We start from the raw sequence: 14,689 nt of genomic DNA, 5'->3' as shown, positions 1-14,689 counted from the left end.
AAACTCAACTTTAGAACCGATCTTTTAACAGGTAAGAGTTCTTCGACAAGACACTGAGTAGTATTAACTTTCTAAATCTCTCAAGAATAACCACAACAAAATACTAACTGAGCTATCCCAGATACCAAATGGCTAAGTTATTAGACTGCTAAATCATAAAACGACTGAGTTGTATTGTGCTTAGCTACGGAGCATTGCCTTTCGCTTTTACTTGTAGAGCTCTCTCCACTCATCTAACAATTAACAGATACAAAAAAATCCCGCTAAATAGCGGGATTTTATTAATACTAAATTGAACGACGTTGGTAATTAACCTTGAATACCAACAATCAACCAAGGTGCATTCGGTACTGTTAGGTCGCGCTCTAGGTGCCAGATATCTTCAATATCTTCCTCGACACCTTCTGCAGCATCACGGTAACGGCCACTAAATTGCAAACTTAATTGTGCTTTGTTCGCATCGTATTCAGCACGAACGATCTCTGCATCAACATACATCACATCAGTGTGCTGCTCACCTTCTAACTTCGCGCGCTCAGCTTTCAGATCTTCAAATAGACTTGGAGAAACATATTCTTCAATAGTGTCTAGTTGGTTGTGGTTCCACGCACCTTGCAAAATGCGGTAGTGCTCACGAGAACCGTTAATAAACGCAGCTTGATCGAAACCCGGTGGGTAATTGTGCGGAACATCTGTTTGAGCACCAAAACCGGTGAAACCGCCTGCGTTTGTATTTGGTTGTTGTTCAAAGTTCTGCATGTTTGGTTGTTCAAACTTTGACGCGTTACCACCAAATGCCGGTTGTTGACGTTGCTGGTTCATACTGCCCTGCTTCGCACCTAACATTCCGCGCATAAGCTTAAAGATAATAAAGGCAATTAAACCAATGATTAGGATATCCATAAACTGGATACCTTCAAAAGCACCACCGAAGAACGCAGCAAGTAGACCACCAGCTAGAAGGCCACCTAATAGACCGCCCATCAAACCTTTCTTGCTAGAAGATTTGGTCGTTTGCTCTTTACCGATCGTATTGGTGTTTTGTTGCTGCTGTTTAGGTGCAGGTGCTGTTTTGTAGCTCTTACCAAAAGACTTACCGCCACCAAACTTCTTCGCTTCTGCGATAGGAGTGACAGCAACGGTAAACATTAATAGAGCAACAATAGAAAATAAACGTTTCATCGTTATCCTTAAAGTTGACGATTGTTATACCCACGCAACCTCAGGTAAAAGAAGCCGTTTGGGTACATCTCAGATTGTGCTCCAAACCTTGTACATACAAGCAGTAGCACGCCAAAGATGATTGTTGGTTCATCATACTCCGTATGTCACCTTATGAAAACAATCTAAAGAGTCTGACATGTATCAGAATATTGCCAAACATGTCGCCTTCTGACGTGATTGCGCGGTTGACGCTCATTAAGTAGCTGTCTATCATATTGAACGTTGTTCAATAAAGCAGTTTGAGAGTATGGCGCGCAGAAACGATCACACCAGAGAAGAGTTGATTAACTTGACCTTAACGACGGTCAAAAATTTTTTAGATGAGAACTCTTACCACGAACTTAGCCTTCGCAAGATCGCTAACATGATTGGTTACGTGCCAAGCACCTTGGTGAATATTTTTGGTAACTATAATTTGTTGCTACTTCATGCCGTGGCTCAAACTTTAGATGAGTTATCGCAAGAAGCGCTAAATGCAACAAAAAGCAGTAAAGATGCTCATCAAGCACTTTTTGAACTTGCATACTGCTACCACGATTTCGCGCAAAAACATCCTTACCGTTGGCAATTGGTTTTCGAACACAACATGAACGGTGCCGAACTTCCAGAATGGCATGCGAAACGTATTGATGGCATGACAGGCATGCTCGAATCATTACTCGCACAAATCGCTCCTCAACGTACAGAGTCCGAAGTCATTCAAGCGAGTCGCGTACTATGGGCTGGCGTACACGGCATTACTCTTCTTAGCGTTGATGACAAGTTTTTCTCAAGTGAGCCCGTAGATGGTAAAGAGTTAATCAGTAACTTGCTTTCTAACTACATCATGAACTGGTAACAAACAAAGGATTATCCATGTCATCCGACAGACAGCCGTCCTTGCTTACGCAAAGAAAGTTCCTGCCCTATTTTGTTACTCAGTTTTTTGGCGCTTTCAACGACAACATTTTTAAAAACGTTTTGTTGCTGTTTGTCGCTTTCGCTGGTTCTAGCGCATTACCCATTTCTAGTAACTTATTCATAAACTTAGCAGCTGGCTTATTCATTCTTCCATTCTTCCTTTTTTCTGCCTCTGCTGGAGTTTTGGCGGATAAATACGAGAAATCGTGGTTTATTCGCAAAGTAAAACTGTTTGAAATCGCTATCATGCTGCTAGGCGCCGTTGGCTTTATAACAGAAAGCTATGGTGTCTTACTTCTGCTGCTTTTCTTAATGGGTACGCAATCCGCGTTCTTCGGCCCCGTCAAGTACGCGCTTCTTCCTCAGGAATTAAACGCTAAGGAACTGGTACCGGGCAATGCCTTGGTTGAAGCCGGGACATTTATCGCCATTCTTATCGGCACGCTCGGTGCAGGCATTATTGCTTCTGCTGACAACGCGAAATATCTGGCCGCTTTCTGCGTGGTTCTATTTGCCCTGCTCGGTTACTTATCCAGTCGCTCGATTCCATTTGCTGCGGCAAGTGCCCCTGAACTTAAATTCCGTTGGCGACCTTATCAGCAAACTAAGCACACGCTGGCGATCGCGAAATCCGATCGCATCGTATTTCAATGCATCATGGCCATCAGTTGGTTTTGGTTTCTCGGTGCTGCATATCTTACTCAGTTCCCAAACTTCACCAAGGTCTATCTGAACGGTACAGAAAGCGCCGTATCTTTCTTACTTGCCCTCTTCTCAGTAGGGATTGCTCTAGGCTCACTGGCTTGCAACTGGATCTCAAATCATCGAATCGAAGTGGGCATCGTGCCAATCGGTGCCTTAGGCATCACCATCTTCGGTTACTTAATGGCGACATCAGTACCAACTGAGCTACCTGAGTTCGCAAACTTCATTGAATTTGTTCGTTTCGAGCCTTTCTGGCCACTGTTTTTCTATCTGCTCATGATAGGAGCATCGGGCGGATTATTTATCGTCCCACTGTATGCCTTAATGCAGCACCGAGCGAAGGAGACTGAACGAGCGCAAGTGATAGCAGGTCTGAATATCTTTAACTCGCTATTTATGGTGGGCAGCGCGATCCTTGGCATTATATGCCTAAGCGTAGTAGAGATGAGTATTCCACAATTGTTTGCGCTTCTTGCAGTGCTTAATTTCTTAGTCGCGGCATATATCTTTCTACAAATCCCGATTTTTGTGGTTCGCTTTGCAATGTGGATGCTCACGCACACCATCTATCGTGTTAAACACAAAAATCTGCACAACTTACCTGAGCATGGTGGTGCATTGATTGTGTGCAATCATGTGAGCTACATGGATGCCCTGTTACTGAGTGCCGTATGCCCTCGTTTGATTCGCTTTGTGATGGAAGAAGATTACGCCAACCTGCCGCCGCTAAGACGCTTTTTACGCCGTGCTGGCGTGATACCAATTTCTGCTAGCAACCGAAGTTCTATTCGTCGAGCATTTAACGACGTCGAAAAAGCTCTCAATGAAGGCCATATTGTCTGTATCTTCCCTGAAGGGCGATTGACCTCCGATGGCGAAATGAACGACTTCATGCGTGGCATCGACATTATTCTGCGTCGAAGCCCAGTACCTGTGATTCCGATGGCATTGAAAGGATTGTGGGGTAGTTATTTTAGCCGCGCTAAAGGACGAGCATGCAGAGGGCTCCCGACTCGCTTCTGGTCCAAATTGGAAATTGAAGCTGGCGAACCGGTAGATCCTAGCTCAGCCACCGCACAAACTATGTTCGAAAAAGTACACGCATTGCGCGGAGATTGGCGATAAACAAAACGTTGAGAATTATTTGAGCACACGTTTAGATTATCTGAACGTGTGTTCAAATCATTAAGACAAACTGACCAGATACAGTGCGATATACTCTCGCTTTCACTAACGACAATGAATCATAAATCTTGAACAGAAAGTACATCCCCTTTGGACTGGCACTGCTTTTTTGCTTAACTCCTTTTGTGTCATCCCCTATTGCACTTGTTATTGGCTTCTTACTTGCCAGCTTTGGCTTAGTTCCTACTGAGTTACCCATCGCCTCTTTCACCAAAAAACTGCTTTCTTATTCTATTATCGGTTTAGGGTTTGGTATCAATTTTGAACAGGCATTGTCTGTCACGTCAGATGGTATCGGGCTAATTATCGCTACGATTGTCGGCACACTCGTCATTGGCTCACTCATCGCCAAAGTAATCAAACTCGAAACGACGACTGCGTATCTCATTTCATCCGGAACTGCGATATGTGGTGGCAGCGCAATTGCTGCGGTCGCACCAGCAATCAGAGCCAAAGATGAACAAATAGGTTTGGCACTCGCTACCGTTTTTGTACTCAACTCTCTAGCGTTGTTCATCTTCCCCGTCATTGGTCATGCGTTAAACCTAGACCAACACACCTTTGGGACGTGGGCGGCAATTGCGATTCATGATACTTCGTCTGTTGTTGGCGCTGCCTCTGCCTACGGTGAAGAGGCACTGACAACTGCAACCACGCTCAAACTGGCGCGAGCCTTGTGGATCATTCCTGTTGCTTTGATTAGCGCCGTGATTTTCTCACGTGGGAACAAAGAGAACGGTTCGAAAAAGTTAGTGATTCCTTACTTCATTTTCTGGTATTGCGCAGCCATCGCCTTTAGTGATTTCTTCCCACAACTTGAGGTGGTGTATCACGGTATTTTTACCATTGCGAAGCAAGCTCTGGTGGTGTGCTTATTCTTGATAGGATGTAGTATTTCGATTTCGAAACTGAAATCTTCGGGCCCTAAACCGCTGTTGTTTGGTGTGACTTTATGGGTATTAATTTCCACCACGTCACTAAGCTGGCTAGTACTTAGATAATCGTTGTCGACTTATCGCGTTGGTCGGAGGTTGACTCTGGTTTGTCACTCTTGAGCGCAAACACCAACGCGATAGCGATTAAAAACGCCGTCAATTCCGCTAACGAGCGAGTGAGCCCTTCACTGCTAATTGCAATGCCAATTTGTAATACCACTGCTATCAATAAAACCAATTTCACCATTCTGAAGCTTATGCCTTTCTGCTCTACGTTGAGACATAATTATGATTCAGAGTTATAAGGTTACGAAATTCCCTTTCCGACTAACACATAGCAAAATTGACTAATCTTCGCCTCATTTCAGCAGGGCAAATGAGCGCCAGCTATTTAACGTTGATTATCTAACTCATACAGCAGCCACTCTTTTACCGCTTTACGCGAGACTTTAATCCCACCTTCTAACAAGGCTTGTGGCATCAAATAGTAAGCGATTGGCCATTTAAACTTCTCAAGCTTTTTCCGCAAGTATTGCTCGAATTCCTGTTGGCTCACTAACGCTTCTGATTGAATAACGGCTATAGGACGATGACCGAACTCAGCATCTTCGACTGGCACGACAATGCTCTGAATGACGCTTGGGATTTGGTTCAATACTGCTTCTATTTCCTCACAGTGAACGTTTTCTCCACCTGAGATAAATTGATTATCGGCCCGACCGATGATCTTTAACTCATCTCCTTGCCAAGCACCGAGATCCTTACTGTCGAACCAACCATCCTCGTCCACGAATGCCGTCACTTGACCTTGGTGAAAATAGCCTGAAGCTAGCGTTTGTCCACCAATGTAAATGCGCTCATCAACCAACTTAATCTTACGATTTTTTAGTAAATGCCCAGCATTGCTTACGTCATTGATCTGTTTTGCCGTAACGGTAGATGCAGCCTCGGTCATACCATAACCTAACCACGTTTCGATGCCTTTTTCTGTGGCTCTTACCGCCAACTCATGAGCCACATGACTGCCCCCCAGCAAAACGTGCGTCAGTGACAGTTCAACATCATCATCTAGCAAGCGTTTAAGTTGAGTCGCCACTAAAGAGGCGTGTGAAACCGCGAGGATATCGTCTGCCAGTCTTCCCGTGCCGATTTTCAATGTTGCGCCAACAAACAACCAGCGATAGACAATCGCAAGGCCGGAAACATGATAAAGTGGAAGCGACAACAACCAAGTGTCTTGTTGATGGAAGGTGAACTCACAAAGTAATCCCTCTGCCGAAGCGAGGTGCTGTCGATGCGTATGAACCACCGCTTTCGGCGCCCCCGTTGAGCCTGAGGTAAACACGATCGAAGCCAACCTGTCATGCTGATAGTCGTCCTCAGTGTTTTCAACCACGGTATCTACCGTAGGCAAAATGAGAAAAATCGCATTTAATGCTGCTTTCTCTTCGCTAGAGTAAGCGAACTCACACTCCGGAGTTAACCAAACAAAACGCGTTTGATGATCGCCGTACAGTGTGCAGAGCTTACCTTGTAGCGCCTCGATCGGCTGAGGCATAGTCAAGGCGGTGATAGCGCCTAACTGTTGCGCAGCTAAATAAAACAATACTGTTTCAACTTGGTTCTTCCCTACCAGAGTCACCACATCATCGCGCGTAACACCTTGCTGCAAGAGCGATTGCGCGTATTGAGTAACACGAAGCGAGAGCTGTTGCCAATTCAATGTTTCTTGAGGTGTTGCGAGTGCAATAGAAAAAGGGCTCGTTTGAGCCCAATACTTCCAAGGTGGAATCGCACTATGTTCTGTAGAGAATGGCTCTATGCTGAATGCCACACTAACTCCTGCTCAGACAAAGGAAGCACAGGAAGTTCGCACTTTGGCCAACCTTGCTCTAGCTGCGCTTTGAACAACCCGATAGTGTCCAAACCAGGAACTTCATCAGGCAACTGCCATTGCGCCAAACGTGCTAATTGGTTCAAGCCAAGGCTCGACTCAATGCTTGAGCTGATCACCGCTTTCATTCCTAACGCTTTTGCTTTTTCGATCAATTTAATGCAGAAATCGACGGAGCCGATTAATGTCGGTTTGATAATGATCGCTTTCACGCCTGTCAGATCTTCAAGGCTAAAGTCTTCTCGACGAACGGCATCTTGCAGCGTTTCATCCCAAGCAATCGCGATACCAGTATTAATGGCAAAAGACATGCTGTCGCCTGGAGCTCGGCATGGCTCTTCCAAAAACGTAATTCGTTGGCGAAGAGACGGTGTAATGTACTTAGCAAACTGCTGCGCTTTTTCGGGAGTCCAAGCGCGGTTCGCATCCAGTCGAAGCGTTAATTGAGGGATAGATTCAAGGAAGAGATTCACAAGCATGCCGTCGCGAATGGGCTCATACAGACCCACTTTCACTTTTGCCACTTTCTCGCCTTCCATCTCGTTGAGTTTTGGAATCAACTCATCGGGATCGCCCGTACACAGTGGAGCAGTTTGATATTTGCCTTGCGTCGGCAAACCACCTTCTAACTCCAATTGAGCCATAGATAAGCCAAACGCAACCGAAGGATACATATTGGCATAATCAACCGGTATACCCGCGACCCAGCGTTCAGCCTGTTCTTGTAACTGAATGCCAGCCTCTTCGGTACTTTCCAAGCTAAAACCAAAAAGCGGTGCGACTTCACCTAATCCCGTGTTCTCGCCATCAGATAGCTCAACAATGTAGCCGATGCGTTCCGTCAGCTTGTTATCACGCAGTATTACGCCACTGTCCATTGGAAGGCAGTAACGGTAAATCTTTGCTTTACGCATAATTCCTGTCCTATTACGTACAACCCAAGCTTGCTGGCTATAAGAACGAACCATCCTCCCTGAGGGCGAGGCGCTCGGGACTAAAAACGAAGCAGAGGAGCACTCTGGCTCCTCTTTATTTACGGATTATGGGTTACGAGGGAACTTGTCGAAGTCTGGGCGACGTTTCTCGTTGAATGCGTTACGACCTTCTTGTCCTTCATCTGTCATGTAGAACATCATCGTTGCGTTACCCGCAAGCTCTTGAAGACCAGCTTGACCATCACAATCCGCGTTCAATGCCGCTTTCAGGCAGCGTAGCGCCATTGGGCTATGCTGAAGAACTTCACGACACCAACGAACGGTTTCTTTCTCTAGATCTTCTAGAGGCACAACCGTGTTGACCAAGCCCATGTCTAACGCTTCTTGCGCGTTGTAGAAACGACATAGGAACCAGATTTCGCGTGCTTTCTTCTGGCCTACGATACGAGCCATGTAAGACGCGCCCCAACCACCATCAAATGAACCCACTTTAGGACCCGTTTGACCAAACTGCGCGTTGTCCGCTGCAATTGTTAGGTCACACATCATGTGCAGTACATGACCGCCGCCAACAGCCCAACCCGCTACGGAAGCAATAACAGGTTTTGGACACGTACGAATATCACGTTGGAAGTCCAATACGTTTAGGTGATGCGTACCTTGGTCATCTTTGTAACCGCCGTAGTCGCCACGAATCTTCTGGTCACCACCAGAACAGAATGCATCTTCACCCAAGCCAGTTAGGATGATAACGCCAACACCTGAGTCGTAGCGTGCATCTGCCAACGCATCAATCATCTCTTTTACCGTTTGAGGGCGGAACGCGTTACGCACTTGAGGGCGTGCAATGGTAATTTTCGCGATACCATCTTCAGACTTGTGGTAATGAATATCCTCGTATTTCTCGCCGCAATCTTTCCATTGAACCGGAGCGTAAAGTTCTTCTTCAGAAATGCCTACTGTTTTAGCCATGGTGATTCCCATTGTTCTCGTTGCTCTCACTGAAAGTGAGAATGAATTATTTGCTTAATGTGCATCGCAAACTGCTTTGGCTGCTCTTGATGAACGTTATGTCCTGCGCCTTCAATTTGTCGATACGCCAACCCGCTTGTTTGTGCCAGTTGGCTAAATTTTTTGTCTTTCGCGCCACACACATAATAAATGGGTATGCGCTGTTGTTGCAGTGCGGGCAGTAAATACGCCTGCTTGGCTAACGATGTTGCCATCAACATGTTCGCAATTGCCGAGCCAAGATTAGCACTTCGCTTGGCAATTAATGTTTGTCTTTGCTCATGGTTTAGTGAAGAAAACACCGCTTGTTGATACCAATCGCTCAAAACACGTTCAAGTGGTTCACTCTCGAAGCGCAGTGCCCATTTTTGGTCGTTGTGCAATCTTGACTGTATCTCTGACTCTGTTTGAAGCCCGAAGTTTCCCCCTTCCACAATCGCGCCGACAATATTGAGATCTGAGAAGCACTCACCAGCAAGACCGTGCATTGCGATTCTTCCACCCATTGAGTAGCCAATCAAAATAAGTGGTTGTTGCGGAGGAAATAATAAAGATAGTGTGGAATTAAGAAGTTTGCAGCAATCATCGAGATCGTTGCACTTTGTAAACTGGCTGCGACCATGACCAGGAAGGTCGATAACGACTCGTTCAAACTGAGTCAGCTCATCCAAACAAGCTTGCCAATCAGCACCACTTCCTAAAAGACCATGCAAAAACACCAGAGTGGGAAGATCACCACTTTGGTGTTTTTCAGTTGGAGAGAGACGCTCAGAGTGAAGCATGCAGGCTCTTATTAAAATGCCTTTATCAACTCTGCGGCTTGGCTTGGTGGGGTTTGAACTTCCACCAGCATTGTGCCTTGGCCGCTCGACAAGTGCTCGGCAACCACTGCTTGATACATTTGTAATGTAGTTGGCTTTTCATACTTTAAGCCAAACTGCTTAGCTGCATGTTCAAACTGATAACCGTGGGGCATTTGGTAGTACGCAGTGCGATGCTCCTGAGGCACTGGCAACATATCGAAAATCGCACCACCATCATTGTTTGTGACCACAAGTACTGACGGCAGATCATTACGAGAAAACAGCGCGAGCGAGTTGAGGTCATAAAGCGCCGATGTATCTCCGATGTACATCAATAGCGGCTTGCCTCGTGAGCGCTGCACACCCGAAGCTGTGGCAAATAGACCATCAATACCCGACGCTCCGCGATTGGTAAACACCTCAGTATTTAATCGGCCAAACATATCGACTAATCGAACAAACAAGCTGTTACCGAGAAAGACATCGACGCTCTGCGTTCGCTCTTCAATGTCAGCCGCTAACGCGATTTCATTAAGCGTTGAAGCTGATGAAGACAGAAACTCATCGCGAATGTGAGCGCGAACATGGGCTATATCGGTCAGCAATCCATCAGCCCACCCTTGAGTACTTGAGCTCTTAACATCAACACGCTCGACCCAACTTTTAGGTGATGCAGCCCAATGCAATTGCGGAAGGTGTGTTTGGTTATCTCGGCTTAAACTTGGCGAGATAAACCAGTACTGAACATCTCGGCCTTGTTGGCTTTGCGACACCTGTTTATTAATCCATTGGTTCAATCGCTTAGATATGATGCGGCTACCAAACTGGAGCACCAAATCACATTCGTCGAGTTGGCTAGCCAACTTAGGCTGTTGTAACCACAAATCATAATGTGACCAATCGGAGCTAACTCCACTTTGCGGATCCGCCAATACAGGCCACCCCATTTGCTGTGCAAACGCTTTTGCCGCTTGCGCGTGATCAGCAGGTAAGCTGCCAATGACAACCACTCCTTTTCTATCAGCACAAAATGGAATGTCACGGAATGATGGACTGACGAATCGTTGAGTATATGTTTGACCGCCTTTGCGCCACGCTTCGACACTGTTCAGGTAGCTTTGGTAAGCGCTTTTTTCCCCGTCAGAATACAGCGGCTCAGGAAAGGCGCAGTTAATGTGAACCGCGCTGCCATGTAACTGCTGGTTAAACATCACCTCATCAACCGAAGTGAGTAACCAGTTGAGCGGCGTATTTAAACTCGGACTTGGCAAGTTCAAATTTGCCGATACATGATGAGAAAAAATCCCAAGCTGATTAATTGCTTGGTTTGCGCCACAACCGACGAGTTCAACAGGGCGATCAGCGGTAAGCAAAACCAGTTTTTCGCCCGTTAATTTAGCTTCTGCTACCGCAGGCAACAAGTTTGCGACCGCAGTGCCAGAAGTCACGATAACGGCTACCGGCTCTTGGCTCGCTTTCGCCAAACCAAGCGCCATAAAACCTAATCCACGCTCATCAAAATGAGTATGAATGGAAAAATTTGGCTGTTCCGCCGCTTCTAAAGTCAAAGGAGTCGAACGCGACCCCGGCGCGATACAAACATGCTTCACACCAAATCGGTGAAGCTCAGTCAAAATGGTCTCTGACCAAATTCGATTGAGAACCGCTTGATCGTAACTCATGATGCCACTCCAAGCGGCGGATGATCGGAAATCAACGTTAACAGCGTCGACATCTTTTTATCTAACTCGGCCCATTCGTGTTCAGCAACTGATCCAGGAACAATACCCGCTCCAGCAAACAGCTGAACTTGATCGCCAAGCACCAATGCACTTCTTATTGCCACACAAAACTCTGCGCGTTCATGGCTGATGTAACCCATAGAGCCGGCATACCAGCCACGAGCAAACGGCTCGTTATCAAGGATGAACTGCATCGACTCTTTACGAGGCAAACCTGCCACTGCGGCCGTCGGCTGCAATGCAGAAAGCAGTTGTACGCCATTTGTGCCTGTTTTTAAGCTTGCATGAATATTACGTTTGAGGTGCTGCACCTTACGTAAACGCACCAATCTCGGTTCGGTTTCTACTTCTACTATTTCAGAATGAGGAGAAAGGCGTTCTACGATATCGTCCACGACGTACTGGTTTTCGTTTAAGTTTTTTGAATCCTGAGATAACCAATTCGCCAATTCCATATCATGAGTGGCATTGTCGCCGCGGCCAATAGTGCCCGCTAAAGCCTCGGTATGAAGTTCATGTCCAACACGAGAATACAAACGCTCTGGCGTAGAACCCATAAAACTGTGTTTGCTGTCTAAACTCAGCAAGAAATGAAAGCTGTGATGGTTGTTCAAATAGCTCGCTTTAAGCAGTTGTGCAGCGCTCAACGTGTTATCCAGTTGGACAGTAGAACGGCGAGCCAACACAACTTTTTTAAACTCATCATTCTCTATCCCAGTCAGAACTTTATGTACCAGCGCATCCCACTCAGATTTGATAGGAGTATGAACAATCGAGCGAATGTGTGACGAGATCGGAGGTAAAGCGGCGACATCGCAAATAAGCTTTCTCAAGCCTGCAAGCGTGCGCGCTTTGTCTTCAGTTAGGTTAACCGCGAGTGACCACTGCTGATCAAATCGAATCAGTTCAATTTGAGGCAAAAAGAAAAAAGAAGGCATGCAACGGCGATTTTTTTCGTGCTGGCCATCAAACGATCGCCCGCCCCATACTCGCTGCCCTTCACCAAGAATGGTATAGGCAGGACCCGGCTCAACAAAAGAGTGCAGCTGTCCTAGCGCGACGACCTCTTCACGAGTATCACGGGATTGCCAATAAAACTTGGGGAAAAGTGGTTGTGCATCAAGCCAATCAATAAATGCGAAATTCGGTTTTTCGCTGAGGGGCTCGACCAGACGTACTTGATTGCCTTCCGTGTGCTGAACTCGCTCGATAATTCTTTTTACGGCTTGATGGAACTCTGACAAATCAACCTCGAAGTATGTGAGGATAAAGGTAACTGACGGCTACTCTAAGTTTAGACCCAAAGCAAATCAAGGTCGTATGCGATCTTTTGCAAAATCCTGTGATAGCAAGCGAGCAAAAGTTAGCCTGCAAACGGATAATTTACAGATTTATATTCTAATAAAAAACAAATTATTGTATTTTAATAAAGAAATTAACGAATTTTTAGGAATTATACAATGCAAAATATCGGGATGTCGTCAAAACTCGACAATGTCTGCTACGACATTAGGGGTCCTGTACTCAAACATGCTAAGCGCATGGAGGAAGAAGGGCATAAAATCCTAAAGTTGAACATTGGTAACCCTGCCCCATTTGGTTTTGACGCCCCTGATGAGATTCTTGTAGATGTAATTCGTAATCTACCGACCTCTCAAGGCTACTGTGATTCCAAAGGCATTTACTCTGCGCGTAAAGCGGTGGTTCAACATTACCAACGCAAAGGCATTCGTTCTTTAGACGTAGAAGATGTGTACGTCGGTAATGGCGTGTCTGAGCTGATCGTGATGGCAATGCAAGCGTTGCTAAACAACGGCGATGAAATGCTCATCCCTGCGCCTGACTACCCATTGTGGACGGCATCAGTAGCGTTGTCTGGTGGCAACCCCGTTCATTATCTGTGTGATGAACAATCGGATTGGTATCCAGACCTTGATGACATCAAAAAGAAAATCACGCCGAAGACCCGCGGTATTGTTCTGATCAACCCGAACAATCCAACAGGTGCTGTATATAGTCGTGACTTCTTGCTTGAAGTGATTGAGATTGCTCGCCAGCACAAGCTGATCATTTTCGCTGACGAGATTTACGACAAAGTGCTTTACGATGGCGCAACACACACTTCTGTTGCGACGCTAACGGAAGACGTACTTGTGATGACCTTCAACGGGTTGTCGAAAGCTTACCGTGTATGTGGTTTCCGCGGTGGGTGGATGTTCTTAACTGGTCCAAAACACTTAGCACAAGGCTACGTTAACGGTCTAGAGTTGCTCTCTTCTATGCGTCTTTGTGCCAACGTGCCGATGCAACATGCGATTCAAACCGCGCTAGGTGGCTACCAAAGTATCAATGAGTTGATCTTACCTGGTGGTCGATTACTAGAGCAACGTAATCGCGCGTTCGAGCTGATCAACCAGATCCCAGGGGTATCTTGTGTGAAACCCAAAGGTGCCATGTATTTATTCCCTAAAATCGATACCAAGATGTACAACATCAAGAATGACCAACAGATGGTGCTCGATTTCTTGAAACAGGAAAAAGTACTGCTAGTACAAGGCTCAGGTTTTAACTGGCCAAAACCAGACCATTTCCGCATTGTGACTTTGCCACACGTTGAAGATCTGGAAACCGCAATCGGACGCTTCGAGCGATTCCTATCAACCTACAGCCAGTAAAGAATCACTGGTAGTAATTAGTGTTGATCTCTCATATGCTTAGAGGAACTCCTAGTGAGTTCCTTTTTTTATACCAGAAACGGAGAAAGCCATGAAAGAAAGCCATTTTTTCGCCCACTTGGCACGAATGAAGCTTATCCAACGCTGGCCTTTGATGCGCTCTGTATCACCAGAAAACGTTTCGGAACACAGCTTACAAGTCGCATTTGTCGCTCACGCACTCGCGTTAATTAAAAACAAAAAGTTCGGCGGCACGCTTAATCCTGAACGCATTGCTCTTCTCGCGATGTATCACGATTCAAGTGAAGTGCTCACTGGCGATTTGCCAACTCCCGTTAAGTACTACAATCCCGAAATCGCAAAAGAATATAAGAAGATAGAAGCCGCTGCCGAGCACAAATTACTTTCTATGTTGCCGGAAGAATTTCAGGAAGATTTTGCCCCATTTCTACTTTCTCATTCGTCTCACGAAGAAGACTCTCAGATAGTAAAACAGGCCGACTCCATCTGTGCGTACTTAAAATGTTTGGAAGAACTAAGCGCAGGTAACCATGAGTTTGCCTTAGCGAAAAAGCGCTTAGACGTCACTTTACAAGAACGTAAAACGCCAGAAATGGAATACTTCCTTAATACATTCGCCCCAAGCTTTGAGCTATCGCTGGATGAAATCAGTTAGCCAG

The 14,689-nt window shown here is 46.0% G+C and carries 12 protein-coding genes and 1 pseudogene; 5 read left to right on the top strand and 8 right to left on the bottom strand.

What is annotated here, in order from left to right; genetic code table 11:
* Positions 1-309 precede the first annotated feature (309 nt).
* Entirely contained in the window at positions 310-1,182 is an 873-nt protein-coding gene (locus DYB02_RS06015) for a Tim44 domain-containing protein (RefSeq protein ID WP_005495957.1), read from the bottom strand.
* Between the two features lie 289 nt (positions 1,183-1,471).
* Between DYB02_RS06015 and DYB02_RS06010 the strand changes: the two genes are divergently transcribed.
* The 3 genes from DYB02_RS06010 to DYB02_RS06000 all read left to right on the top strand — a co-directional run bounded on the left by DYB02_RS06010 (position 1,472) and on the right by DYB02_RS06000 (position 5,015).
* The gene (locus DYB02_RS06010; RefSeq protein ID WP_005456899.1) at positions 1,472-2,062 is read left to right on the top strand and encodes a TetR/AcrR family transcriptional regulator; all 591 of its coding nucleotides are present in this window, start codon (positions 1,472-1,474) and stop codon (positions 2,060-2,062) included.
* Between the two features lie 17 nt (positions 2,063-2,079).
* Positions 2,080-3,954 (top strand): MFS transporter, encoded by a 1,875-nt coding sequence (locus DYB02_RS06005; protein WP_029804604.1) that lies wholly within the window; start codon positions 2,080-2,082, stop codon positions 3,952-3,954.
* A gap of 128 nt (positions 3,955-4,082) precedes the next feature.
* Entirely contained in the window at positions 4,083-5,015 is a 933-nt protein-coding gene (locus tag DYB02_RS06000) for a YeiH family protein (protein WP_005486366.1), read from the top strand.
* On the opposite strand, the gene DYB02_RS25640 is transcribed toward DYB02_RS06000, so the two are convergent.
* From DYB02_RS25640 to DYB02_RS05965, 7 genes and pseudogenes are all read right to left on the bottom strand, one after another.
* Complete coding sequence (locus DYB02_RS25640; RefSeq protein ID WP_020904044.1) at positions 5,008-5,196, bottom strand: hypothetical protein; 189 nt, start codon at positions 5,194-5,196, stop codon at positions 5,008-5,010. The two genes, DYB02_RS06000 and DYB02_RS25640, sit on opposite strands and share 8 nt — an antisense overlap.
* A gap of 144 nt (positions 5,197-5,340) precedes the next feature.
* Positions 5,341-6,783, bottom strand: coding sequence for an o-succinylbenzoate--CoA ligase (menE, locus tag DYB02_RS05990; RefSeq protein ID WP_029804603.1), 1,443 nt, complete (start codon positions 6,781-6,783; stop codon positions 5,341-5,343).
* Positions 6,768-7,757 (bottom strand): o-succinylbenzoate synthase, encoded by a 990-nt coding sequence (menC, locus tag DYB02_RS05985; protein WP_005456942.1) that lies wholly within the window; start codon positions 7,755-7,757, stop codon positions 6,768-6,770. Before menC ends, menE begins: the two co-directional genes overlap by 16 nt.
* A 126-nt stretch (positions 7,758-7,883) precedes the next feature.
* Positions 7,884-8,750, bottom strand: coding sequence for a 1,4-dihydroxy-2-naphthoyl-CoA synthase (gene menB, locus DYB02_RS05980; RefSeq protein ID WP_005482536.1), 867 nt, complete (start codon positions 8,748-8,750; stop codon positions 7,884-7,886).
* 26 nt (positions 8,751-8,776) lie between these two features.
* Positions 8,777-9,571, bottom strand: a complete 795-nt coding sequence (gene menH, locus DYB02_RS05975) for a 2-succinyl-6-hydroxy-2,4-cyclohexadiene-1-carboxylate synthase (RefSeq protein WP_020904047.1) — start codon at positions 9,569-9,571, stop codon at positions 8,777-8,779.
* Positions 9,558-11,274: pseudogene (menD, locus tag DYB02_RS05970) on the bottom strand (2-succinyl-5-enolpyruvyl-6-hydroxy-3-cyclohexene-1-carboxylic-acid synthase). The gene menH and the pseudogene menD overlap by 14 nt, the downstream one beginning before the upstream one ends.
* On the bottom strand, positions 11,271-12,578 hold the full coding sequence (locus DYB02_RS05965) for an isochorismate synthase (protein ID WP_017448699.1): 1,308 nt from the start codon (positions 12,576-12,578) through the stop codon (positions 11,271-11,273). The pseudogene menD and the gene DYB02_RS05965 overlap by 4 nt, the downstream one beginning before the upstream one ends.
* Positions 12,579-12,794: 216 nt before the next feature.
* Here DYB02_RS05965 and DYB02_RS05960 point away from each other — a divergent pair, with 216 nt between their 5' ends.
* Entirely contained in the window at positions 12,795-14,009 is a 1,215-nt protein-coding gene (locus DYB02_RS05960; RefSeq protein WP_005456922.1) for a pyridoxal phosphate-dependent aminotransferase, read from the top strand.
* Between the two features lie 91 nt (positions 14,010-14,100).
* The gene (gene yfbR, locus DYB02_RS05955) at positions 14,101-14,685 is read left to right on the top strand and encodes a 5'-deoxynucleotidase (protein ID WP_005482513.1); all 585 of its coding nucleotides are present in this window, start codon (positions 14,101-14,103) and stop codon (positions 14,683-14,685) included.
* The last annotated feature ends 4 nt before the right edge of the window (positions 14,686-14,689 follow it).

Origin of the sequence: Vibrio parahaemolyticus (assembly GCF_900460535.1) — a bacterium.
GTDB lineage: Bacteria > Pseudomonadota > Gammaproteobacteria > Enterobacterales > Vibrionaceae > Vibrio > Vibrio parahaemolyticus.
This window is presented reverse-complemented; position numbering and strand designations above follow the sequence as displayed.